This window comes from Promicromonospora xylanilytica, from assembly GCF_054782895.1.
On sequence record NZ_BAAGRP010000068.1, the window covers coordinates 15,715 to 38,056 of the forward strand.

The following is a 22,342-nucleotide window of genomic DNA, read 5'->3' on the forward strand; positions in this document are numbered from 1 at the left end:
CTGTCGTGTCGGTCGGCGTGCGCCGCGGGTGCGCAGGTGCGTCGTGAGGGGGCTGGACTGTGCTCGCGCAGGAGGCGGGTGCGGTGGGCCACGGGCTTGCCGATGGCGAGTGGCTGCCATCGGAGCAACGGATGGTCTCTGGGTCGAGAGTGCGGAGCGCCCGTGCTGATCGGTGTCGACGAGCACCTGCACGGCGGTAGCGCGAGCGAGGCCAGTGGGTAGTGGGTCCTCCTCGTGCCGTTCCTGCTAGCCACCGATGTCTACCTGGCCGCAGTGGCCAGCGACATCCGACACGGACACACCTGGCCGTGGCACCGCCCCCTGGTGTGGGTCTCGGCGTGATGGCCGCTGCGCCGGTATTCGTCGGCCCCTCGCGACGGCTGCCCACGGCAGTTTCGCGGCACACATGGGGGAGCACCTGCTGGTGGGAATGGTGGCGCCGCTGGTGCTGGACGCTCCCGTCATGCTTGCGCTGCGGGTCACAAAACGTGAAGCCGGCGCGGGCGCTGAGCCGGGCGGTGCACGGCCCGGCCGGCAAGCACTGACCAATCCGGTCGTGCGCCGCTGTTGAACGTGGGTGGCCTGTGTGCGCTCTACCGCAGCCCCCTGTATGGGCTTATGCAGCAGGGGATGCTGGTGCACGTGCTGGTGAGGGTGCACTTCCTGCTCGCCGGCTACCTGTACACCGTCGCCTTGGTGCCGGTCGACCCGTCTCCGCATCGCACCGGGTTCGTCCTGCGCCCGATCGTGCTGGTGGTATCTCTGGCCGCGCACGGTGTGCTGGCGAAGCTGCTCTACGCCTACCCATCGCCGGGCGCCACCCCAACGGACACACACAGGCGCGCAGCTGATGTTCTACGGGGGCGACCTGGTCGACTTCGTGCTCATCTCGCTGTTATGCGCACAGTGATACCGCCTCACCGGACGGCGAACGGGTGTCAAGTTCCCCCGTGTAGGTCTCCGCGGGCTTTGCGCGGGAGGCTGTCTGAGTCAGTTCTCCGCACGAACGGCCGTCGCGGACATCGTGGCATCGTGGCATCGTGCTGATGGCAACGCTGGACCTGCCAGGCGGCAAACACGCCCGCCTGTAGATGTCATCGGATGCTAGATCCGTGCCGGTTCTCAACCGACCGCAGGCCGAGGGATCTTCCCGCCGCTGAACCGGCGGTGGGAACCGAGTGGTGCCGCCAACCCTGCCGGCGGCGAACGACCGACGACCTGAGCGTCCGTGCTGGTCCTCTGACGGTCAGCGGTGGCAGCCTCTGATTCGAGCGGCCTGCCGGCCCGACGCCGCTCGAGCGCGGTCGGCATCGAGCCTCTCTGGCGGGTGTTTCCCGCTGCTGAGCTGCCCCGCGTCGTGATGCCGTCCGCGTGGCATGAGTTGCTCTCTGCGCAAATCTGATGCACGCCCGTACACGCCCGACTTGCATACCCCAGGGGGTATCGGTGAGACTGTTGTAACGCCTCATGGAACGACCTCAAGGAGAGACACATGCTGCTCGAACGGATATACGACGAGGACCTCGCTCAGGCGAGCTATTTCATCGGTTGCCAGGCCACGGGTGAGGCACTCGTTGTCGATGCCCGGCGCGACGTCGCCGAGTACCTCGAACTCGCCCGGCGGCACGGTATGCGCATCGTGGCGGCCACCGAGACCCACATCCATGCCGACTACTTGTCCGGCACGCGGGAGCTCGCTGCCACTACCGGTGCCCAGATCTATGTCTCGGGTGAGGGTGGTCAGGGCTGGCAGTACGGGTTTGAGGCGAATCGTCTTCGCCACGGTGACACGATCACGATCGGGAACATCACTGTCGAGGCGCGCCACACCCCCGGGCACACTCCCGAGCACCTCGTACTACTCGTGACCGACGGCGCCTTCAGCAGCGCGCCTGGGTACGCGCTCACCGGCGACTTCGTCTTCGCCGGCGACCTCGGCCGCCCGGACCTGCTCGACGAGGCCGCTGGCGGTGCCGACACCCGGTTCGAGGGCGCCCGCCAGCTCTTCGCCTCGCTGCGCGACGAGTTCCTCAGCCTCGACGACCACATTCAGGTCTTTCCCGCGCATGGTTCCGGGAGCGCCTGCGGCAAGGCTCTGGGTGCGCTGCCGTCCACCACGGTCGGCTATGAGCGGCTCAACGCCTGGTGGGCGACGTACCTGCGCGACGGCGATGAGCAGGGCTTCGTCGATGAGCTGCTTGATGGGCAGCCTGACGCGCATGCATACTTCGGGCGGATGAAGCGGGAGAACAGGGACGGGCCTCAGCTGCTTGGCTCGCTGCCCCCGATGGTCCAGATGGCGAACGACGACCTTGCACGCCGCCTCGAGGCGGACGAGGTGATTTTCGTCGACACCCGCGACCAGCACGCCGTGCACGCAGGGACTGTCGTCCGCAGTCTCAACGTTCCCGGACTTGCGAAGGCGGCCAGCTATGGTGCCTGGGTCTACGACCCGGAGACCGAGACCCGTCCGCTAGTGCTGCTGGCCCCGGATCAGGGGTTCGCCCAGGCGATGCGTGATCACCTGGTCCGCGTAGGTGTCGACCACGTGGCCGGCTACACGACCGATCTCGACGGCCTGCCGACCACGGTTCCAGCCGTCGTCCCTCCGGCCGAGCTTGAGAGCGTCGATGTCGCGATGCTGCTCGATGTCCGCAACAGGACCGAGCACACCGCGGGCCACATTCCGGGTTCGGAGCAGCTCAGCGGCGGCCGGGTGCTGTGGCACCTGGACCAGCTGCCTGATGGCGGCACGATCGCGACCTACTGCCAGTCCGGGGTGCGCAACTCCGTGACCGCCAGTGCTCTGCGCCGGGCCGGCTACGACGTCGTCGAGCTCGAGGGCAGCTACGCCGGCTGGAGCACCTGGAAGCAGTCCCAGTCCGTCGCCACCTCCGCGTGACACGTCCCATCCCACCGACGAAAGGCACTCCTTCACACATGGCCGCCACCGCCACCGTCACGACCATCGAGCCCGACGAGCTGAAACAGCGCCTGGTTGACGACGCGCTGACCATCATCGATGTCCGGACACCCGCAGAGTTCGAATCGGTCCACATTCACGGCTCGTACAACGTCCCACTGCCGCTGCTGTCCGAGCACACCCACGATCTGGCCGATCGGCTCGGCGGCCGCGTGGTACTGGTCTGCCAGTCCGGAGTCCGCGCCGGGCAGGCGCAAGTCCGGCTGTCGTCGGTTGGGCTGCCCAGCGGCGAGGTGCTCGCCGGCGGGATCACCGCGTTCGAGTCCGCAGGCGGCCCTGTGGTGCGCGGCGCGCAGCGCTGGGCCATGGACCGCCAGGTTCGGATGGTCGCTGGGTCGCTCGTCCTGGTCGGGTTTCTCGGAAGCACGCTGATCCATCCCCGCCTTGGGTACCTCACCGGTGCGATCGGAGCTGGACTGACCTACTCTGCCCTGTCGAACTCTTGTGTCATGGCCGCGGTGCTGTCCAGGATGCCGTGGAACCGCACGTCGGTCAGCCCGACCTACGAGAGGTCCATCCGTTTCATCCCAGTCACGCCCCAGGCCGTCGTGGCACAGACCGCCTGAGCAGACGGGACGACCATGTACATCACCATGATCACCGTGCTGGTGCTCGCGGTGGCGGTGGGCATATCCCTCGGACTGCTCGGGGGAGGTGGCTCCATCCTCACCGTCCCGCTGCTCACCTACGTGGCCGGTTTCCCGCCCAAGGAGGCGATCGCATCTTCCCTCCTGGTGGTCGGCGTGACATCGATCTCAAGCATGCTCGCCCACGCCCGGCGTGGAAACGTGCAGTGGCGGACCGGTCTGATCTTCGGGACTGCCGGAACAGCCGGCGCCTTCGCGGGCGGTCTGGTCGGCGGGCACATCCCCGGCACGGTCCTGATGATCGCCTTCGCGGTCATGATGGTCGCCACGGCAGGCGCCATGATCCGCGGTCGCCGCGCCAGCACGTCTCGCGCTGTCCACGCCAGCGCGCGCCCGTGGGTGCGGATCGTCCTGTTCGGGCTCGGTGTCGGTCTGGTGACCGGTCTGGTAGGTGCGGGGGGCGGCTTTCTCGTCGTTCCAGCGCTCGCCCTGCTCGCAGGTCTGCCCATGCCTGCGGCCGTGGGGACGTCCCTGCTGGTGATCACCATGAACTCGTTCGCAGGGCTTGCGGGACGGCTCACGACGGTGTCACTGGACTGGGCACTCGTAGCCGCTGTCACCGCAGCCGCGGTCGCTGGCTCCCTGCTCGGAGCCCGTCTCACGACCCGAGTGTCCGAAGAAACGCTGCGACGAGGCTTCGGCTACTTCGTGCTCGTCATGGCCGTGGTGGTGCTGGTCCAAGAACTGCCTGGAGCGGCCGCTCTGGTCGTGGTGGCGGTCGCCGTGGTGGTGGCTGCTGTCGGAATCACGTGCCGGCTCACCCGGGTCCGCTGCCCCTGGGTCGCGCAGCCTGGCGCGAGCTGATCGTGCTGGGATGTGTCCAGGACTGGAGCCGATCCCTGACTGCGACGAGCGCCTCACCGAACGGCCAGCCTGTCACCGCATCGGGTACCCCGGTTCTGCAGTCCGTCGGGGCGTGGGACACGGCGGTTTGCGCTGTACATGCCTCGTGGTTCGCTCGCAGGCGCTCGGTAGTTGGGGTGTCGGAAACCGTTCGGTGAGGGCTACATCGATCCAGTCGACCGCGGGGCCCAGGCTTGTCCCACCGGGGCGCCCGCGCAAGGATGCTGAGGAGGCTGTCGCAAGTCCTCTGTGGTGGAACCACCACGGGACGAGTCGTGTCGGTGAGCGGTCCGTACGTCGCCTCACCATCCGGGCTCAAGGTGATCGCCGATAGCAATCCGCGCGCGGAGTGGCCCGGCCCCCGGGCGGCTGGTGATCAGCAACCGAGGCCAGTTTTGCTCCTGGTGGTGAGCCCATTCCTCGGTCTGGGTGAGCCGGAACAGGTAGACCAGGGGCGGGATAACGATGATCCCGGCGAGCGCGGCAACGAGCAGGAGCGCCCGGAGGGTGGCGGGGGCTCCCGCCGCGTCGGCGATGGTGACCTGGTCGACGAGCAGCCAGGGGTACTGGGCGGCGCCCCATCCGATGATGACGGAGGCGACCGCGACGACGGCGATGACCTGTGCGGCGGCAGGCCGGCGACGGAGCAGGAGCGCCAGCGCCACGATTCCGCCGAGCACCGAGGTGACGATCAGGGGCGCTGCCCGACCGGTCAGGCACTCGGCCAACGTGGTCGCGTCCTGGATGATGGGCGGCAGTGAGCCGAGCACCAGAACACCCGAGACCGCCCCCACCAGCAGGGTGCGACGACGCAGCCGAGCGGAGAGCGCGTCGTGGCCGGCGCGGGTCGCGTCGGCGGTCAGGAACGTGCCGGCGAGGAACGTGCAGCAGGCGACCGTGATCGCCCCGACCAGGAGTGAGGTCGGGTTCAGCCAGGTCGACCAGCGGTCGCCCTGGCCGTCGGCCGGGACACGTCCTGAGGCGATCGCGCCGGCAACGGTGCCCAGGAAGAACGGGGCGATGAGCGACGAGCCGGCGAACAGGGCGCCGTAGAGACGCGCCTGCGAGAGCGTCGGGGAGTACTTGCGGAACGCGAAGCGCGCGCCGCGCAGCACGATGCCGAGCATTGCAAGCAGCAATGGCAGGATCAGGGTTGGACATCGCGGCGGCGAAGGCGGTCGGGAAGCCGTCCACCACATGACGAGCACGTAGATCAGCCAGACGTGGTTGGCCTCCCACACCGGGCCGATGCTGTGGTCGATCTCTGTGCGCAGCTCCGCACCGCGGGCGTCGCCGCCCGCGGTGCGTTCGTAGAAGCCGGAGCCGAAGTCCGCGCCTCCGAAGACGGCGTAGGCCACCAGGCCGACGAACATGGCCATCGCGACCGCGAGCTCGACGGTCACGGCGTGTCCCTCGCGGGGTCCTCGTCGTGGAGTCTGGACTGTGGCCCGTAGGGGCTGGGGAGGTCCTGCTGGCCTTGCCGCCAGCGGCCGGCCATGGACCCCAGCACGAGCGCCGCGCCGACGGTCATGGTGGTGTAGACCACCACGGTGGTGGCCAGCAGCCACCACAGGCCGGAGTGATTTCCGGCTGCCTCGGTGGTGCGCATGACGTCGTAAACCACCCGTGGCTGGCGGCCTACCTCGGTCGCGATCCAGCCTGCCTCCACGGCGATGACGGCCAGGGACCCGGTCACGGCGCAGAACCTGAGGAACCAGCTGTGCTCCAGGAGGTCGTGCTTGCGCCACCAGCGAAGCGCCCAGTAGCCGACGAGGGCGAGGGTGAGCAGCGTGCCGATCCCGATCATCGTCTCGAACGCCCAGTGGGTGATGTTCACCGTGGGCTGGTCCGGCAGCGAGATGGTGTCCAGTCCGCGAACGGGCGCGGTGAAGGAATTTGCGCGATGAGCGAGCCGAGGACCGGGACGTCGAGGGCGCAGTGCACTTCGCCGTCGATCAGCAGACCGCCGATGCGCAGCGGTGAGGGGCTCTCCGTGGTCGTGGCGAGCTCGAACGCGGCGAGCTTGGCCGGCTGCCGGTCGCCGAGGCCGCCGCCGAGCAGGTGCCCGATGACCGGCTGGACGATCGCCGCCACGCTGGCGAAGGAGAACGGTATGAGGAACCAGAGACGGTGGTGGGCATCGCGGCGTCCGCGCAGCATGCCGACGGCGTAGACGCCCGCGATCGTGAAGCGGCCCCAGCCATAGAGGTAGATGCCCAGGAAGATGGCCTCGACGAAGAACGACAGCCCCTCCAGAGCGAACGGCAGTCCGAGGACGTCGCCGAACGTGCCCATCAGCCCCGGCCACAACAGCCCCATCTCGAAGCTGAGCACCGTGCCCGATACCGCGCCGATCGCGAACAGCACGGCGGACACCTTGGCCCATCGTGGCGTCAGGGCCAGCGCGACGGCGTTCGTGCGCACCGGCCCCGCCAGTGGCCACGAAGATCATCGCCGGGAAGGCCACGCCGAACGACGCCAGGATGATGTGCCACCCGAACGTGAACGCCATCTGAGGGCGGGCGGGCAGCAGGCCGGCCGGATCCGCAGCCGCTGCGATCAGGAGGTCCTGTGTGATCTTGCGACCGTATGTCGAAGAAGGTCACCCACCTGGGCAAGTCGATACGGGCGATCCGGTTGGCCCAGCGTCGGCCCGGGCGCTCGGGGACCGATAGGGCCGCGGCTGGGTTACACCTGGGCTGCCCGGTCTGAGACCACACGCCCGAACTCCTGGTCAGGACGCGGCATCCGCCGGGGCCGAATGAGCACGACGGCCACTGAGATGCCGTACGTCATGGGGCCACCTATGACTGTTGGGTGGCGAGCTCGGTGCGGACCTTGTCCATATCCAGGCCCCGCACCGCGGTGATGACCTGTTCGAGAGCTGGGGCAGGCAGGGAGCCAGGCTGGGAGAACACCAGAATGCCGTCACGGAATGCCATCAGCGTGGGGATCGAGCTGATGGCCGCTTGGGCAGCGAGCTGCTGCTCGGCCTCGGTATCCACCTTGGCGAAGGCGATGTCCTTGTGCTGCGTAGACGCCTGCTCGAAGACCGGGGCGAACATCCGACACGGGCCGCACCACGCGGCCCACCAGTCGACCAGCACGATGCCGTCCTTGTGGATCGTGTCAGCGAACGTCTCAGCAGTCAGGTTCACGGTAGCCATGTCGTCTCCTGTTCGTAGAAAATACCCTCCGGGGTATACAACGCGGTCAAAGCTAGCGTATTCCCGCCGCTGCCTGTCGCCTGACGTATCAGGTGGAGCAGGAAGCCCCAGCCTGGACCAGACGTATCGCGAGGCCGAGCCCGACCACGACTGCCGCGGTCAGCGCCATCGACCACTGGTGCGGGGCTGTCGATAGCAGCCAGGACGCAGCCAGAACGCTCAGAGCGGGCATCGCGGCGCACGGTGCGCAGCCGAGGTCGACGCGCCAGCCAGCACCGGATGCTGCCAGGAAGGTGGAAAGCGTGGCTGCGCTACCCGCCGCAGTGAGCGCGACGAGTGTCACCCAGGCCGGGGCCGGTGCAGGCGGCCAACCGCCACCGACGGCCACGAGTCCGGCGAACAGCGCCGGTGCCAGCAGCGTCGCAGTCGCGATGCGGCGCCGCGGCCAACGGGCGCCGGCGGCAGGCATGGAGAAATGTGGCAACGCTCGATCGGCACGGTCGTCGCGGATAGACCTCACGTCCGGCGTGGAGTCCAACCGGGGGCTATCGGTGGGCATGGTGGGCTCGGTGGGCATGGCAGTCCTTCGCGAAGGTTGGGGGTCGGTGTGGGGCACGAGACAAGTTCAAGCAACCGCACGGCGCCGTAGCTGGTCTGTCGAAGCGCTCGTTCAGGCGGCGAGGCTGCGGGCCCATGTCTCCGCGAATGCGGCCGACGGTGCGCGAAAGCGTTCCACCGGATGCAACAGGGGGCGCCACTGGGGTATCGGCCGGGCCGGGCGTGCCGGACCGACGCCCGTGTCGGGCGGCGTATTCCTCGCTGCGCCGGCTCGCGAAGAGGGCGGTGCTTGGCGTAGTGCACTCGTCTCAGGCTCCCTTCCAGGCATCACTATACCCCCAGGGGTATATGCGGGAGGTGGGCGCTCGGGGCGCTGCGCGAGCCATGGTGGGCCAGATCGGACAGGTCCAGGCAGGCCCCTGGTATCGCGGTAGGCGCTCTCGCCCCAGGCTGGGCCGATTGCCCCGACTGTCACTAACCCCGGGGCTGTCCACCACGGCGTTCGCCGATCTGGCCGGAGTCTGTCACCACCGGCAGGCCTGTGAAGGCCCTCCGCTCGATGGAGTGGGGCGCGGTTCCACGCTCCTGGTGCTGCGCATCTTGTCTATCAGCTGTGGGTCCGGTACGCGATCCTGGCCGCGGAGAAACGTGGCGGTGCCCGTCCCGGCACACGGCGGCTGGCGGGACACGTCGACCCTGGCCGGTCGCGGCTCCGGTTCGGGCCTGTCATTGTCGCAACCTTGCGACCGCACATTGCGGCGTCGGTCCGCATCCGGGCCGTAGCCAGATCGGCTCTCGCGTCGCGGGCACGGGTGCGAAAGGCCAGATGCCGTAGCTGGTCGACCTTTTGATCCTGACGGCCTCGCTCGTCGCCGGCGTGCTCGGACCTGGCGCCTCGGTCGCGACCGTGGTCTTGCCGATGCTGCTCGGTCTCGACCGGACGTTCGTGAACGCGGTCGGTTCGGCGCTGTCGGCGAGCCGACCCCTGAGCGAGCGTGCACCGCAGCATCCCGGAAGGCGCGAGCGCATTTCCGACCGGCGTGGAACTGCGGCCGCGTTGGCCGCTGGTCCTCCGTGGCCGTACTCGTCCTGCGCGTCGCCTCGACCATCACGGGTGCTAGTGCGCTGTGACGGCTCCATCACGGGATCGACTATCACTCATAGTCGACTATGTGCGATAGTCGGGCCTGTTGAATGTCGGGCAAGAGAAGGAGCAGCGCGTCATGGGTGTGCACAACGGGCAAGCAGCACGTCGAACGTGGGTGGTGCCTGTCCTCATCGTGGTGGTCGGTGCCTTGCTGATCAGCCTGGTGATCATGGTCAACCGGGGGCAGGCGGACCCGGGGAGAGGGACGGAGCTGGGCGCCGCGGTGGAGGAGGCGCCCACGGAGGTCGAGGGCCCCGCTCAGCCGGACCTGTCCTCGGCCGAACGGCACGATCCGGACGACTTGCAGGCGGCTGGACCCGTGGACGCACCGGTGACGCTTGTGGCCTTCTCTGACTACCAGTGCCCGTTCTGTGCGCGCTGGAGCCACGAGACCCTGCCGTTGATGATGGAGCACGTCCAGGCCGGTGACCTTCGCATCGAGTGGCGAGACGTGAATGTCTTCGGGCCGGCGTCCGAACGCGCCGCCCGCGCCTCGTACGCCGCCGCCCGCCAGGGAGCGTTCTGGGAGTACCACGACACGCTGTTCGCCGACGGGGAGAAGCGATCCGAGGCACAGCTGAGCGACGAGGCGCTGGTGGAGCTGGCCGAAGGTCTTGGCCTGGACACCGAGCAGTTCGTCACCGACATGGATTCGCCCGAGACCGCTGACCAGATCGCGAAGAACGCTCAGCTCGGTCTAGACCTGGGTGCCTACTCCACCCCGGTGTTCGTGATGGGCGGACAGTCGATCGTCGGTGCGCAACCTTCGCAGGTGTTCCTCGACGCCTTCGAGCAAGCTCTTGCCCAGGCCGAGTGACCTGATGGACATCGGACTCCTCAGTGCCTTCCTCGGTGGCGTCCTTGCGCTGCTCAGCCCGTGCGCCGCCTTGCTCATGCCGGCGTTCTTCGCCTCCACGGTCGGCGCAGGCCCTCGCCTGCTGACGCATGGCGCCATCTTCTACGCCGGACTGGTGCTGGTGCTGGTGCCTCTTGGCATCGGTGCCGGTGCGGTCGGGGCGCTGTTCGCCACCCACCGTCAGGCGATCGTGCTCGTCGCGTCGGTGCTGCTCGTGATCCTCGGGGTGGCGCAGGCGCTCGGGTTCGGTTTCGATCCCGCCCGCCTGCTGCCCGGTGCTGCCGGGCTTCAGACACGCGCCACCACCGCGACCGGATGGCTCAAGACGCTGCTGCTGGGCTCGGCCAGCGGTGTCGCGGGCTTCTGCGCCGGTCCGATCCTCGGTGCGGTGCTCACGCTCGCCGCCGCGGAGGGTGACATGGTCTCTGCAGGCGGGCTCCTGGCGGTCTACGGGGCAGGTATGGTCGCGCCGTTGTTGTTGATCGCTGCGCTGTGGGGCCGGCTCGGCGCCACAGGCAGAGGGATGTTGCGCGGCCGAGCGTTCACCGTACTGGGCCGCGAACTGCACACCACCACCGTGCTGACGGGTCTGCTGATCGTCGGCGTCGGAATGGTGTTCTGGACCACCAACGGACTCGTCGGCGCCCCGGAGCTCTTGCCCGTCGACGCCCAGGCCTGGTTGCAGGAACGCAGCGCGGTCCTGGCCAACCCAGTCCTCGACGTCGCCGCCATACTGGTCCTGGCGGTCCTGCTGCTACTGATCTGGGCACGCCGACGCCGGGCCGGAGCGACAGCGGCCCGGCCGGGCGAGCTCCGCGGAAGCGGGAAGCCATGAGCCACCAGCGTGCTCTTCGCACGGCTCCCGGCTTGGTGGCGGCGGTGCTCCTCGTGGTGACGGGGTGCGGGCCAGCCGGTCCGGAGCCGGACCGGGAGCCTCACCCGCCCGAGTCGTCGTTGTCGCAGGTCGACAGCAGCACGATCCGCCTGCCAGCCCCGTACGAGAACGCGCGCGTGGTTGACCCCGACTGGGACACCACCCCTCAGTACGCGGACGGAGTCTTTCTCGCCGGTGGGGAGCGTGACGGCATGCTGGAGTTCACCGCGGTCGACCTCCAGGGCGACGTCCTCTGGGCTGCGCAGCGTCCCATCAGCTGCGCCGGGTTCACCCTCAGCACCGGCGCCGACGGACAGGCACTAGCGATCCTCACCGACGTCCAGACGACCACGGACGCGCTGGCTGACCCCACCGCCACCGCCTACGACCTGACCACCGGCGAGCACGTCTGGGGCCCGGTTGATCTTCCCGGCCCGCACCAGGGGCCAGGACTGGTCTTCGCCGAACCGGCAGAGGCCGCCATGGGTGAGACCGGACCACGCGCCGCCCTGGACCCGGCCACCGGCAACCTTGTCCACACGGAGGACAGAACAACGGGCGAGCAGATCATCGGCGAGTACGACGGCACCTTGCTGATCGCCGACCAGACCTCGTTGATCGCGCGGGACACGGCCACCACGCAAGAACTCTGGCGCATACCGCTCGACAAGCACGGCTGGGACCCGGGATCGCTCGGCCCCTCGGTGCAGACCCCGCCGGCCGACGGACTCGTCCTGATCAGCACCTCAGACTCCACCGGGGCGCTCATCGACCTGAACGACGGGACGGTGCTGAACGACACCGTGCACGACGCGGCCATCGACCCGACAACCAACACCATGGTCGTCCTTGACGAGGCCGGCTTGCACGCGTTCGACGCTCGCAGGCAGTCTCTGTGGTCGCTCACCGTCAGCCCTCGGACCACGATCGCCGCCGTCGGCGGCGTCTTTCTCTACCTGCGCGACGGAGACAAGCTCCGGGTCCACAACGTCATCACGGGCGACGTCGCTCAGGCCTACGCCCCGGACGGCCAGGGACGCATCACGGTGCCGGTGGATATCACCGCTGAGGGGGCCGCCCTGCTCGAAGATGGCCGTGGCTACCTCCTGGCGACCACCGGAGGTCGTGCAGAAGGCAGGCCCGGCTCGTGAGGACGACCGGCCAGCGAAGGGCGTCTCTGCATATTGCTCGACTCGTCAGCATTCCTGCCGACGTCCCGCTCCCCATCACCGAACACGGCGAGCTGGAAGAGCAGCCGCAGCGCGGGTCAGATCCGGACGTATGACGCACCCTCGCGCTGTGCCTGGACGATCGACACCACCGCGGAGGCCACGGTCTGGATGCCAGGCTGAAGGCCATCTTCGATGCCGCGTCGTCGCATCCCGACCTGACAGGCCTGGACAGTCACGCCATCGACGGGGGCGACTCGTTCGGCGGTGCTGATGAGCCTGTCCAGTGCAGGGCCGTTGACGATGACCCGCACCCGTAGCGCCGGATCGGCACGGATGAGTGCCGCGCCTGCGGCGGTGGCGCGATCTACGTCCTCGGGATCATCAGAGGAATGCAGGACGACGTCGTTGCGTGGCCCGATCGTGCTGTCGGTCATATCGCTCCCTCGGGGCTTGTTGTGCGAGGCAGTGGGCTTGTGGGGTAGAAGTACGCCGTGCTAGGCGTTTACCATGCCACATAGTCGACTATGCGTAATAGTCGACCTGGAATCTTATGGAGGGCAAGATGGCAACACGGTTGACGTCCACATGGCCGCAGGCCGGCGTGTGGGCGGCGCGCGGGCTGCGCACCTGGACGGCCCGGCAGGTATGGGTCGCCGTCGGGGCGTCCGTCGCGTTCGGGCTGATGTTGGGTGTCGCGACGGTGCTCATCCCGAACTCGTTGTTCGCCCGCGAGATACCGCCGGTGTGGTGGAACTATCCGGTGTGGCTGCTGACGTCGGCGTTCTCCGGGATGCTGGTGGCCACCTACGCGACCGGGCGCAGCAGCGCGCCTGGGAGCGACGCGGACGGCAGCGCAACGGGTGGCGGGGAAGGACTCGAGCCGGAACTGCGGACGAGTCGCTTCGGCATCGCAGGAGGTGCCCTGGCCTGGTTCGCCGTGGGGTGTCCGGTGTGCAACAAGCTCGCTCTGCTGGCCCTGGGGTACTCCGGGGCCATCACGTGGTTCGCCCCGGTGCAGCCGTTCCTCGCTGTTGGTGGGCTGCTCCTGACAGGCACCGCGCTTGCCGTGCGGCTGCGTGGCCAGGTCGCTTGCCCGTCGCCAGCACGCCCTCACCTTCAGGAGATGGTTCGATGACCGCGACGAGCGCCTCGCAGGAGCCGCCACGCCTGGGGGCGCTGGAAGCCCAGGTCATGGATGTCCTGTGGGACCAAGGGCCGGCGACCGTCCGCGGCATCATCGACCGGCTTCCGCACGACCCTGCTTACACCACGATCGCCACCGTGCTGACCAACCTCGATCGCAAGGGGATGGTCGCGGCGCGCAAGGAGCACCACTCCACGTGGTACCAGGCTCGTGCTCGCCGCGAGGAGCACGTGGCTGCTGTGATGCGGCACGCCCTGGGGACCAGCCGAGATCGTGCCGCGTCCATCCTGCACTTCGTCGAGACCATCCCGCCCACCGACCTCGCCCTGCTGCGTGACTATCTTTCACGCCGCGGCACCGGAGACGCATCGTGACCGTGGAGATCTTCGCCGTCCTGCTGATCGTGACGCTGGCAGTCTCGGCGCTGGCCGGTCCATGGCTGCTGCGGCATGCTGCTCCTGCCCTGGTCCGCTTCCCACGGGTTGCGGTCGCGCTGCTCATGGGTAGCGTCCTGGCCTGGGTGCTGACCACGCTAGCGCTTGGTCCGCTGCTGGCCTGGGCGATCTCCGGGCCGGCCGTGCTACCCGACCACGCTGCCCAGGTCTGCCAACGGTGCCTGGCCGCGGCAAACCCGTTCGGCACCACACCCGTCGACACCGCTGTCCCGGTCCTGGCGTTACTCATCCCGTCTACTATCGGTGCGGGGCTGCTGGCCGCATCGATCACCGTCGAAGCGTTGCGTCGCCACCGCTCGACCGCCGACACGGCACGACGCCTTCAGCGGACCGCCGATTCCCGGGTAGTGCTCGGGCAACGAGTGCTCGTCACCCTCGACCCTCACCCGTTCGCACTGACCCTGCCGACACGATACGGCGGGATCGTCGTCTCCACCGGCGCACTGCAGGTCCTGGCCGGCGATGAGCTCACAGCGGTGCTCGCACACGAGCAAGCCCACCTGCACCAGCGCCATCACCTCATCACCACCGCGATCAGCAGCGTCGCGCGGCATCTGCGCTGGGTACCTTTGATCGCTGCGGCGGAGACCGCGCTCGCGCACTACCTCGAGATCGCTGCCGACGACGTCGCCCGTCGCCGCGTCGGAACTCCAGCCCTGGCCGCCGCGCTGCTCACTCTCGGGGAACACGCCCATGACGACGGCAAGCACAGTGCACACCTGGACGGTGCCCTACACATGCTCGGTCCCGACCGGATCCGTCACCTCGTGCAGCCTCGCAAGGGGATCACCGGCGTGCTGCCCGCACTCGTCGCTACGTCGTACCTCACTGTCCTCATGGTCCTGGCCACCACGGTGCACGTTCCGTACCTCATCGCCGCCGCCACCGGGTGCGCATGACTTCACACGACCACAGGTTGCGTGTGCCCGGCAGAGCCTGACCACAGACATTGACGAAGATGGGGAACTGCCGATGAAGGCGGGATACAAGGACAGCAAAACCACCGGTGCGCGCCATGTACGTCCCAGCGATCACCGCCGGTCAGGACAGCTGGTCAATCTTGCCGCGAACCTGCTGCTCATAGCGGCTGGCACGCTCGGCGCGTGGAACATTCTCGCGCCGCAGGACGTCGAGCGCTCCTACGGGACGCTCAAGACCACCACCAACGAAGTGATCAGCACGGCACGCGAGCGACTCACCGGTCAGATACCCACCGTGCATCTCGGGGCAGCAGGTGGTGTGTCGGAACTCGACGAGTGCGACGGCACTTTCACCGAGATGCTCTCCTACGAGCACGCGGACGTACCGACCGTGTGGGCCGCACACAACAACTGCGGAGGTGACGTCCTCCTGCCGTGGGACACCGGAGAACAGATCCGCATCGCAGGCAGCGATCAGGTCTACGAAGTCGTCGACATCCGTCACACCTCGAAGATCTGGGCCACGACCGACGATCTCGTCGGTCTCGACGGCGACCTCGCACTGCAGACCTGCCAGTACGGCCAGGACCGCATGAAGTTCATCGGACTCAGACCAGTCACGGCGCCCTGAACCCGATCGAGCACCATGGTGTCCCGGAGCGCGCTTGTGCATGGTCGTTCCAACCTAACGCCGTATGAAAGCCTTCCATGGCGCCGCTAGCAACAGCGAAAGCGGCTGCGACCAGGCCTTGACGACACGGCGCTCTCGGTCCGGCCCGGCGACCAGTTCGCCCTCCGGCGAGCCCAGACCAAGTGATCGGCTCGTTGTGGGCCGGTCGCCAAGGAAGGCGGGTTCGCCGCGTGCGCGGTACTGCTGGTCACATCGCTGGCTGCGCACGGTGTGCCGGCGAAGCTGATCAACACCTCCACACCGCAGGGCGTCATCACCGTGGACGCGCACACTGGCGCTCAGTTGGTGGCTCACCACGGGCGACTTGGCCGACTTCGTGTTGATCTTGTTGTTATGGGCACAGTGGTACCGCGCCAACGGATGACAACTGCCCACTGCGCCGACAACGGCACAGCTGTGAAGCCGGGATCGAGCAATCGCCCGGCCGGACGGATCGGACTGACGAACGGAAGGACCACCATGACGGGTGATTCGAACCGTACGGCGTCTCACCGTTGCGAACCGGTCGTACTGGGCAGCGTCCTGCTCGGGATCTCGAGGATGGCGGCCATCGACGAGATCGCGTTCCACCGGATCCTCGCCTGGCACCACTTCTATGACTATGCCACACCAGACATCGCGCTGGTCTCGGACGGGCCTACTGAACGCGGGCGAGCTGCTCTTCTTCTCTTTCAGGTTCTTCCTCATGCTCGACGCGCGACGACGACGCACCTTCTGGACCGCCGCAGCCTGGGCCGGGTTCCTCGTCGGTCTCGGACTGTTCCAGCCGTGGGACGGCATCGCCGACCATAAGCTCCTGCGACTGCACCAGATCCGCTACCGCGTCGAGGTCCTGCCGTACGACATCGCTTGGAACACCGCTGGCGGCATCCTGCTCCTGGCCGGCATCATCTGGACCATCGCACGCACCCGACTCGGGAACCGGGCGCCCACCACCGCCCGAACCGAGGCAACTGCGCAAAGGTGACCGCGGGGAAATGGCAAGTGTCGGGATCCTCCATGCGGTGGAAGGCTCAGATCTCGCGAACCTGAGCGTGCACAGGACACCTGGTAGGCGACTGCGCTCAAGTTCCCGGCAGAACGGTCAGAAATCACGGGAACTTCGGAGAGTTTCAGGCCATGCGCCCTGCTGTATCAAAGAGGGCGAGTTCCGCGTCATGGAGCTGCAGAGCCACGTGGTACGTCTTGCGGCCGATCTTCCACAAGCCCTCGCCAAGCCCCAGGTACGGCAGCCGCGCAGTCTCCGCGGCGGTCAGGCCCAGAGCCTTCGCCGTCGGGCCGAGCTGGTCGTTCTCCTGGCGGTAGATGATCCGGGTCTCGGCGTTCGCCAGGAGAGACGTCGCGATCGCGCGGTCCGCGGAGCCTTGGTCGCCGACGTTGTCCAGGTCGCTCAGCTTGTGGAACACGAGCAGGTTCGCAATGCCGTAGTGCCGGGCCAGTCGCCAGTGCGCGTCCATCCGGCGTAAGAGGGCGGGGTATTGCATGAGACGCCAGGCCTCGTCATAGACGACCCACCGCTGCCCGCCGTCGGGGTCGGCCAGCGCGGTCTCCATCCATGCGGACGCACAGGTCATGAGCACCGACAGTGCCGTGGAGTTCTCCGCAACGCGCGACAGGTCCAGGGACAGCATGGGCAGGCTCGGATCGAACGTGACGGTCGAGGGACCATCGAACATGCCTGCCAGATCGCCTGCGACGAGGCGGCGTAGAGCGTGGGCGGCCGCGCGGCCGTCCTCCCGGAGGCGGCCGTCAGGGTCATCGTCCCGATGCGGTTGGAGCAGGTGACCGACGACGTGCGGGAGCACCGCGACGCCGTCGGCCGCGCGGACTGCGGCGGCGAGTGCGACGTCGATCGTCGTGTGCTCCACCGGCGACAACGCGCGCCCGAGGGTCGTCTCTACCAGAGCCCCGAGGAGCGCTCGGCGACGGGAAGCGACCTGGGCGCCCCATTCGTCGTCCGACACCGACGATGGGCGAACACCCGGGTCCATCGGGTTGAGCCGGGCCGCGAGGCCCGGCCCGAGCTGGATCGCCTTCCCGCCGACGGCCTCGGCGATGGCGGTGTGCTCGCCCTTCGGGTCGCACGGCACATAGACGCGGCGGCCGAACGCGAGCGACCGCAAGTACAGCGCCTTCGCGAGCGCAGACTTGCCCGCGCCGACGATCCCCGCGACCACGACGTTCGGCGCCGTGATGCGGCCCTGCTGGTACAGAACCCAGGGGTCGTAGGTGAAGGAGGAACCGGACGGGAGCATCTGCCCGACGAACACCCCGCCTGCGTCAAGAGCGGACTCGGCCAGGAACGGGTAGGCGGCCTGCCACGTCGCTGAGGTGTCCTGATGCTTCGGCACCCGCAGGCTGATCGGGCTGCGAAGCCCGGAAGGGCCTGGCTCGCCGTTCTTCGGCAGGTAGCGAGCCGGCGCCTCACGGACCGACGGCGGCCGTGATGCCGTGTAAGTCTGCAGAGCCTTGAGCGCCCGACGTCGTTCGTGTCGTGCCCGGCGGGATTGGCCAGCCGGCGTGAACAACGTCGCCGTGTGGATGCGCTCCTGGTCAGGGCTCACAGGCCCGGTCCGTCCGTGGTCCGGAGCGTGATCCTCGAGGTGCCATAGGGCGCCAAGGGGTCGGTCGTGGTCGCATCGGGCGGCAGCGGGCGGGCGGCGCCCGATGTGGGTACAGCCGGCTCGGGCGGCTGCCAGGTGATGCGGCCCGCGGCATTCATCGCAGCATTCAGGTGGGAATGGACGTGCTCGAGTTCGAGAAGCGCGTCGCGAACGTGGGTGTGCACAGCCCGTACGTGGGCCTGGCCCTCCAGACCCGATCCGGCTTGGCCCTGCGCCTGCGCGGCATTCCGCGTGTGGACGGCCGCGATCTGCTGGGCGACCTGCGACAGGGAGCGGACGACCCCGAGGACGTCGCCCAGGACCGAGTACGCGTCCTGGGGGTGCTCGGTGCGCAGGCCGTCCGGTCCGGGCGGCTCGTCCTGGTGGTCGAAGCGGACCGTCGCGTGCGCCAGGGCACGGACGGCTTCGGTAGCTGCGTCAGCGTCGGCGATGTGGTCGCTGAAGATCGACATGACGTGCCTCCTTCGAGGGGCGAGACGGCTCGATCACCAGGTGCGCGGAAGGTGCCGGACTACAGCGCAGGGCCTGGCGGACGAGACCCGCGATCACTGGCATTCGGAGGCGGTATCGCCGGCTCGCGCACATTGCGGCGGCGCACGTTGGCGGACGGTCGTTCGACCGCAGCGAACTCCTTGAGCAGGCTCGCGTGCCCGAGGCTCAGGTTGTACACGAGGGTGTAGGAGCCGCTGACGGCAGTGCGGTCACCGTGGAATGTCACGACGTCCTCGCGCAGATCGCCGTTGGAGATCGCCGCGTTGACCGTCTCGTTGCCGTAGTCCCACTGGGCAAGGTGCTCGATCGCAACGTCGACGCCGTGCTCGGCGATCATGTCGCACAGGTCGTAGCCCTCGGAGTCCTGCATGAACACGACCTCGAAGTAGCGCGCCGGCGGCCATGCCGGCGGCGGCTCATCGATCTCGGTCTCGACCATGAACCCGAGCTCGGGATCCTCCTCTGGCTCGGAGATCTCTTCCCACCGGTCGAACAGCTCAGTGCGAGCCGCCTGCTGCGTGGATCCCAATCCGAGTCCGTGGTCGAGATCGGTGGGCGGCTCGTCCGGGTCAGGCCACTCCGTCAGGAGGTCGAGCTCGTCCGAGTTCTCGTACGCGGCCTCCGGAACCCATGAGGAAAACAGCCCCCGGTTGTCCGACGGCGTGCTCGGGTGCTGCATCGTGTACCAGTACGCTTCCCCGGCTGCGCCGAGGAAGGTCGCCAAGGTCCGGATCATCGCATCGACGTCCGGGTGATCGCCGACACCGGAGCGCAGGTCCGAACCCTCTACGGGTTCCCTGCCGGGGTTCCTGGTGTCGGTGATCCGGTACCAGTAACGCTGCCGGAACCCGCGATCTGGCAGCGGCTCGGGCTCACGGCCCTCGTGACGGACATCGAGGCGCAGATTCCCCGCGTGACGAACGGCGTGGATGTGGTCGGTAGTGCTCATGCCACACAGGTGCGTCGGCGCTGACTCGAGCCACATCTACGACCTATGTCATCGTCGCCGAGGGCACTTCCCTGTGCTTGGCCGAGGCCACCAGCGGACGCGGAATGGTCCCCTTGACCTGACAAACGGGAGATTACGGAACGCTCGTACCCGACCGACAGTCGCTGGGTCCTATCACCTGCCATTCGGTACGGCGAAGCGGCGAACCCATGTGCTGTAGACATACACATAAGTGCTCGCTGGTTGCCGGTCATTCCGTGGGGATTCCGCTGGGCTCACCGTCGAGTCCTGACAGTTCACCGGCGCAGGTGGGCCAGAACAGGTGGTGAGGCAACGAGGATGACCGGGCGCAGCTCCTCCTTGCCCGGCCTGTCACCCCGCACGCTGATAGCGGACAGTTCTTCGCCGCGGTCGAGCCGCGACGCGATGCGCTTAGCGTTCATCTTGTTCACATAGCCGCCGCGTTTCGCGGCGCCTGTGGCGTGCACCGCCACTGCGTTGGGGTCGTGTTCGTTGTCGGGTTCGCGGACAAGTTGCACGGTCTCGCCAGGGCGATAGTCGCCACGCTTAATTGCCGAACCTTGGTAGGAGCTCCCGCGGAGACCAAAACAGTAGATGCCCAGCGAATGGATGCGCGCACTCCTGGGGTTCACGATGCCCGCGCCGTCGTCGGTCACGATCACCAGCCGATCGCCGATGCGCTTGAGCTTTCCGCTTGGCATGCCGTCGGGACCCACGACGAAACTGCGTTCCTCGTCCTCGCGGCTCAGGAACTCTGAGCGTCGCACGGAGCGGCGGGTGGGCTCGGGTCGCGTAGCAGGAGCACGTTCTTTCTCGGTAGCGAGCGACTTTCCAGAGGCAACCGTCGTGTCGCTCTTGCCGAACAGGCGAGCCCAGAAGCCCACATCGACCTCCCGAGGAGTCCATGCACCACGTTGGCGTATCGTGCATCCTCGCACCGACGATCGCGCTAGGGCTCAATTCGCACCATCAATCACCCGGACTTCACCTGCCAGTGCTCACAGCTGTCGCTGAAGCGGTTACTAATCGCTGCCGACAATCTCCTGCCACTCGCGTGCCGCGGTACGGGTCGTGTCGTAATTGCCAGTCCTCATGCTGTCGCCGACGAGGTCGGAGCCGACGCTGAGGGCAACCGCTCCGGCATCGTGCCACGAGCGGGCATCTTCTCGGGTGATCGTTCCGGTCGGCATGATTCCGGCATCGGGCAGTGGCAGGAGCTGTCAGAGGAATCCTCGTGGTTCTGGGCCGCGCAGGGCACTTCACCCTCTGCATCGTCACTCGTGAGCCGCCCTGGTTCTAGCCTCAGGCCCATGAACGGAACAATCGCGGTCGCGGTGACTGGTCTTGTGAACGGGGTGGTCGGAGGAGCTTCGCTTCTTGCTGCAACGACGGATGCCGCCCCCACTCCCGCGCCCTGGCATGAAAGCCAGCTTCTCGGGGTAGTGGCAGGTGCGCTGCTCGGAGGGTTGGGCTCCTGGCTCCTCGCGGCTCACGCCTCACACACGGCGGATCGCCGGGCAGCCGAGCAGCGAAAGTTCGACCGCATCGAGCTGCGCCGAGAGACACGCAAAGCGGCCTGCCTGACTTTCCTCGCTGAAGCACGCAAGGCGCGTGACAACTTGAGGGACTACGAGCAGGAGTACGGTCAGCGGTACGGCGACATGTATCCCGAAGAGTATGGGAAGTACACCAGGTTCGATGAGGCCCTGGCCGAATTGGCGGTAGAAGTGCCGGAAGCGGTGTACATGGCCGCCGTGCACCTGCGTGACGTCCTGGACATCTATGTCTGGGAGTGGGACGTGACGAAGCAAGAGAAGGCGCATGCCACGGATGAGGACGTCGAGTCCGCTGAGACCAAGTTCCGGCGGGCGATGCGTAACCTGCTGGCCGACGCCTAAGCGGCGCGTAACGCTGGGTTTCCGCTGGATCGGCACCACGTAACGAAAGCAGAGAAGCCCCGAGTTGGCGGAATTCCGGGCCTCTGGTGCCCGTACAGGGCTTGAACCTGTGACCAGAGAAGACGAGCCCCGGGACCCGCAGAGTTCCGAGGCTGGTTCCCGCCGAGCTGGCAAGACCGGACCGTCCAGAACTGTGACCGCAAATCCCCGTGGCCAACCCCGCGACAACGAGCGAATTCACGCCCCCCCGAGCGCGACGATCGACATCACGAGACCAGCGAGTCCCAGCAAACCGGCGACGGCGATCCCAATCCACTCGCGTCGAGCGGCGCGCTCAGCAGTGGCCCGGTCCTCATTGCGAGCGTCGTCCGCCGCAACCTTGGCCGCCACTGCGTCGTCCCGATCGGCGTCGTAACTGTCCTGGAGCAACTTAATCTGATCGCCCTGCATCGACAGGAGAGCCTCCGTCCAATCGGGGATCTCGACCACGTCGGCTGCGGGCGGCTGGACATCAGTGGGCTCGGTATGCCGCGAGGCAAGACTGAAACTAGGGAGGTCGGCCAGCGACGAGGCAGGGAAAGTCGGCAGAGTTGCGGTGGCAAGTTCTCGGTAACGTCGCCCGAGCGAATCCACTGCCGTGGCAGCTCGGCCAGCCTTCGTCACCTTCGCAATGAACGACTCAACTCCCGGCTGCATGCGGCTACGCAGCAGCTGGTCGTACTTGAGGGCGTTCGCATAGTCGGGGTGGCTCTCGTCTTTGAGGATCTCCGCAAGCTCTCTGAGGCTCCGCTTTCCGATCGCGTTCACCGCAGGAGCGTCGCTAAGAGGGAGAGCAGGAGGCAGGTCCTCCCACTGCCCACCTGGCCGCTGGACTCTGATCCGGCGCTCCGTTGGCCCTTCG

Annotated in this window: 22 protein-coding genes and 2 pseudogenes; 14 read left to right on the forward strand and 10 right to left on the reverse strand. The window is 67.6% G+C overall.

Annotation, left to right across the window (positions count from 1 at the left end; all coding sequences use genetic code 11):
* The first annotated feature begins 406 nt into the window (after window positions 1-406).
* The 4 genes and pseudogenes from ACYVK7_RS19840 (at window position 407) to ACYVK7_RS19855 (ending at window position 4,434) form a co-directional block, all read left to right on the forward strand.
* A pseudogene (locus tag ACYVK7_RS19840) lies at window positions 407-1,047 on the forward strand (cytochrome c oxidase assembly protein).
* A gap of 445 nt (window positions 1,048-1,492) precedes the next feature.
* The gene (locus tag ACYVK7_RS19845; protein WP_460889437.1) at window positions 1,493-2,902 is read left to right on the forward strand and encodes an MBL fold metallo-hydrolase; all 1,410 of its coding nucleotides are present in this window, start codon (window positions 1,493-1,495) and stop codon (window positions 2,900-2,902) included.
* 38 nt (window positions 2,903-2,940) lie between these two features.
* Window positions 2,941-3,549: a rhodanese-like domain-containing protein gene (locus ACYVK7_RS19850; protein ID WP_460889438.1), complete on the forward strand. Its 609-nt coding sequence runs from the start codon at window positions 2,941-2,943 to the stop codon at window positions 3,547-3,549.
* Window positions 3,550-3,564: 15 nt separating this feature from the next.
* Complete coding sequence (locus tag ACYVK7_RS19855; RefSeq protein ID WP_460889439.1) at window positions 3,565-4,434, forward strand: sulfite exporter TauE/SafE family protein; 870 nt, start codon at window positions 3,565-3,567, stop codon at window positions 4,432-4,434.
* 341 nt (window positions 4,435-4,775) lie between these two features.
* Here ACYVK7_RS19855 and ACYVK7_RS19860 read toward each other — a convergent pair whose 3' ends face one another.
* The 4 genes and pseudogenes from ACYVK7_RS19860 to ACYVK7_RS19875 all read right to left on the reverse strand — a co-directional run bounded on the left by ACYVK7_RS19860 (window position 4,776) and on the right by ACYVK7_RS19875 (window position 8,217).
* Window positions 4,776-5,876 (reverse strand): cytochrome d ubiquinol oxidase subunit II, encoded by a 1,101-nt coding sequence (locus tag ACYVK7_RS19860; RefSeq protein WP_460889440.1) that lies wholly within the window; start codon window positions 5,874-5,876, stop codon window positions 4,776-4,778.
* Window positions 5,873-6,897, reverse strand: a pseudogene (locus ACYVK7_RS19865) (cytochrome ubiquinol oxidase subunit I). Before ACYVK7_RS19865 ends, ACYVK7_RS19860 begins: the two are co-directional and overlap by 4 nt.
* Window positions 6,898-7,277: 380 nt before the next feature.
* Window positions 7,278-7,640, reverse strand: a complete 363-nt coding sequence (gene trxA, locus ACYVK7_RS19870) for a thioredoxin (RefSeq protein ID WP_460889441.1) — start codon at window positions 7,638-7,640, stop codon at window positions 7,278-7,280.
* An 88-nt stretch (window positions 7,641-7,728) separates the two neighbouring features.
* Entirely contained in the window at window positions 7,729-8,217 is a 489-nt protein-coding gene (locus ACYVK7_RS19875; protein WP_460889442.1) for a hypothetical protein, read from the reverse strand.
* A gap of 1,204 nt (window positions 8,218-9,421) precedes the next feature.
* Between ACYVK7_RS19875 and ACYVK7_RS19880 the strand changes: the two genes are divergently transcribed.
* Genes ACYVK7_RS19880 through ACYVK7_RS19890 form a run of 3 tightly spaced genes read left to right on the forward strand, consistent with a single transcriptional unit; the run spans window position 9,422 to window position 12,226 of the window.
* Window positions 9,422-10,162, forward strand: coding sequence for a DsbA family protein (locus tag ACYVK7_RS19880; protein ID WP_460889443.1), 741 nt, complete (start codon window positions 9,422-9,424; stop codon window positions 10,160-10,162).
* A 4-nt stretch (window positions 10,163-10,166) separates the two neighbouring features.
* Window positions 10,167-11,036, forward strand: coding sequence for a cytochrome c biogenesis CcdA family protein (locus ACYVK7_RS19885; protein WP_460889444.1), 870 nt, complete (start codon window positions 10,167-10,169; stop codon window positions 11,034-11,036).
* Window positions 11,033-12,226: an outer membrane protein assembly factor BamB family protein gene (locus tag ACYVK7_RS19890; protein WP_460889445.1), complete on the forward strand. Its 1,194-nt coding sequence runs from the start codon at window positions 11,033-11,035 to the stop codon at window positions 12,224-12,226. The genes ACYVK7_RS19885 and ACYVK7_RS19890 overlap by 4 nt, the downstream gene beginning before the upstream one ends.
* Before the next feature lie 116 nt (window positions 12,227-12,342).
* Here the strand turns inward: ACYVK7_RS19890 and ACYVK7_RS19895 are convergent, their stop codons facing one another.
* Complete coding sequence (locus tag ACYVK7_RS19895; RefSeq protein ID WP_460889446.1) at window positions 12,343-12,681, reverse strand: DsrE family protein; 339 nt, start codon at window positions 12,679-12,681, stop codon at window positions 12,343-12,345.
* A gap of 128 nt (window positions 12,682-12,809) precedes the next feature.
* On the opposite strand from ACYVK7_RS19895, the gene ACYVK7_RS19900 reads away from it, so the two are divergent.
* The 6 genes from ACYVK7_RS19900 to ACYVK7_RS19925 all read left to right on the forward strand — a co-directional run bounded on the left by ACYVK7_RS19900 (window position 12,810) and on the right by ACYVK7_RS19925 (window position 16,424).
* A complete protein-coding gene (locus ACYVK7_RS19900; RefSeq protein WP_460889447.1) occupies window positions 12,810-13,382 on the forward strand; it encodes a hypothetical protein in 573 nt (190 codons plus the stop codon).
* On the forward strand, window positions 13,379-13,765 hold the full coding sequence (locus tag ACYVK7_RS19905) for a BlaI/MecI/CopY family transcriptional regulator (protein WP_357462463.1): 387 nt from the start codon (window positions 13,379-13,381) through the stop codon (window positions 13,763-13,765). The genes ACYVK7_RS19900 and ACYVK7_RS19905 overlap by 4 nt, the downstream gene beginning before the upstream one ends.
* Window positions 13,762-14,745, forward strand: coding sequence for a M56 family metallopeptidase (locus ACYVK7_RS19910; protein WP_460889448.1), 984 nt, complete (start codon window positions 13,762-13,764; stop codon window positions 14,743-14,745). The genes ACYVK7_RS19905 and ACYVK7_RS19910 overlap by 4 nt, the downstream gene beginning before the upstream one ends.
* A 73-nt stretch (window positions 14,746-14,818) precedes the next feature.
* Window positions 14,819-15,397 carry a hypothetical protein gene (locus ACYVK7_RS19915; protein ID WP_460889449.1) on the forward strand — a complete coding sequence of 193 codons (579 nt, stop codon included), beginning with the start codon at window positions 14,819-14,821 and terminating at the stop codon, window positions 15,395-15,397.
* Between the two features lie 600 nt (window positions 15,398-15,997).
* The gene (locus tag ACYVK7_RS19920) at window positions 15,998-16,249 is read left to right on the forward strand and encodes a DUF2243 domain-containing protein (RefSeq protein ID WP_460889450.1); all 252 of its coding nucleotides are present in this window, start codon (window positions 15,998-16,000) and stop codon (window positions 16,247-16,249) included.
* Window positions 16,143-16,424 (forward strand): DUF2243 domain-containing protein, encoded by a 282-nt coding sequence (locus ACYVK7_RS19925; protein ID WP_460889451.1) that lies wholly within the window; start codon window positions 16,143-16,145, stop codon window positions 16,422-16,424. Before ACYVK7_RS19920 ends, ACYVK7_RS19925 begins: the two co-directional genes overlap by 107 nt.
* Before the next feature lie 145 nt (window positions 16,425-16,569).
* Here the strand turns inward: ACYVK7_RS19925 and ACYVK7_RS19930 are convergent, their stop codons facing one another.
* From ACYVK7_RS19930 to ACYVK7_RS19945, 4 genes are all read right to left on the reverse strand, one after another.
* Window positions 16,570-18,021, reverse strand: a complete 1,452-nt coding sequence (locus tag ACYVK7_RS19930; protein ID WP_460889452.1) for an ATP-binding protein — start codon at window positions 18,019-18,021, stop codon at window positions 16,570-16,572.
* The gene (locus ACYVK7_RS19935; protein WP_460889453.1) at window positions 18,018-18,533 is read right to left on the reverse strand and encodes a hypothetical protein; all 516 of its coding nucleotides are present in this window, start codon (window positions 18,531-18,533) and stop codon (window positions 18,018-18,020) included. The genes ACYVK7_RS19930 and ACYVK7_RS19935 overlap by 4 nt, the downstream gene beginning before the upstream one ends.
* A gap of 59 nt (window positions 18,534-18,592) precedes the next feature.
* The gene (locus tag ACYVK7_RS19940; protein WP_460889454.1) at window positions 18,593-19,522 is read right to left on the reverse strand and encodes a hypothetical protein; all 930 of its coding nucleotides are present in this window, start codon (window positions 19,520-19,522) and stop codon (window positions 18,593-18,595) included.
* Window positions 19,523-19,818: 296 nt separating this feature from the next.
* Window positions 19,819-20,427 carry an HIRAN domain-containing protein gene (locus ACYVK7_RS19945; RefSeq protein ID WP_460889455.1) on the reverse strand — a complete coding sequence of 203 codons (609 nt, stop codon included), beginning with the start codon at window positions 20,425-20,427 and terminating at the stop codon, window positions 19,819-19,821.
* A 426-nt stretch (window positions 20,428-20,853) separates the two neighbouring features.
* On the opposite strand from ACYVK7_RS19945, the gene ACYVK7_RS19950 reads away from it, so the two are divergent.
* Window positions 20,854-21,441 carry a hypothetical protein gene (locus ACYVK7_RS19950; protein ID WP_460889456.1) on the forward strand — a complete coding sequence of 196 codons (588 nt, stop codon included), beginning with the start codon at window positions 20,854-20,856 and terminating at the stop codon, window positions 21,439-21,441.
* A gap of 237 nt (window positions 21,442-21,678) precedes the next feature.
* Here ACYVK7_RS19950 and ACYVK7_RS19955 read toward each other — a convergent pair whose 3' ends face one another.
* Window positions 21,679-22,248: a hypothetical protein gene (locus ACYVK7_RS19955; protein WP_460889457.1), complete on the reverse strand. Its 570-nt coding sequence runs from the start codon at window positions 22,246-22,248 to the stop codon at window positions 21,679-21,681.
* Window positions 22,249-22,342: the final 94 nt, after the last annotated feature.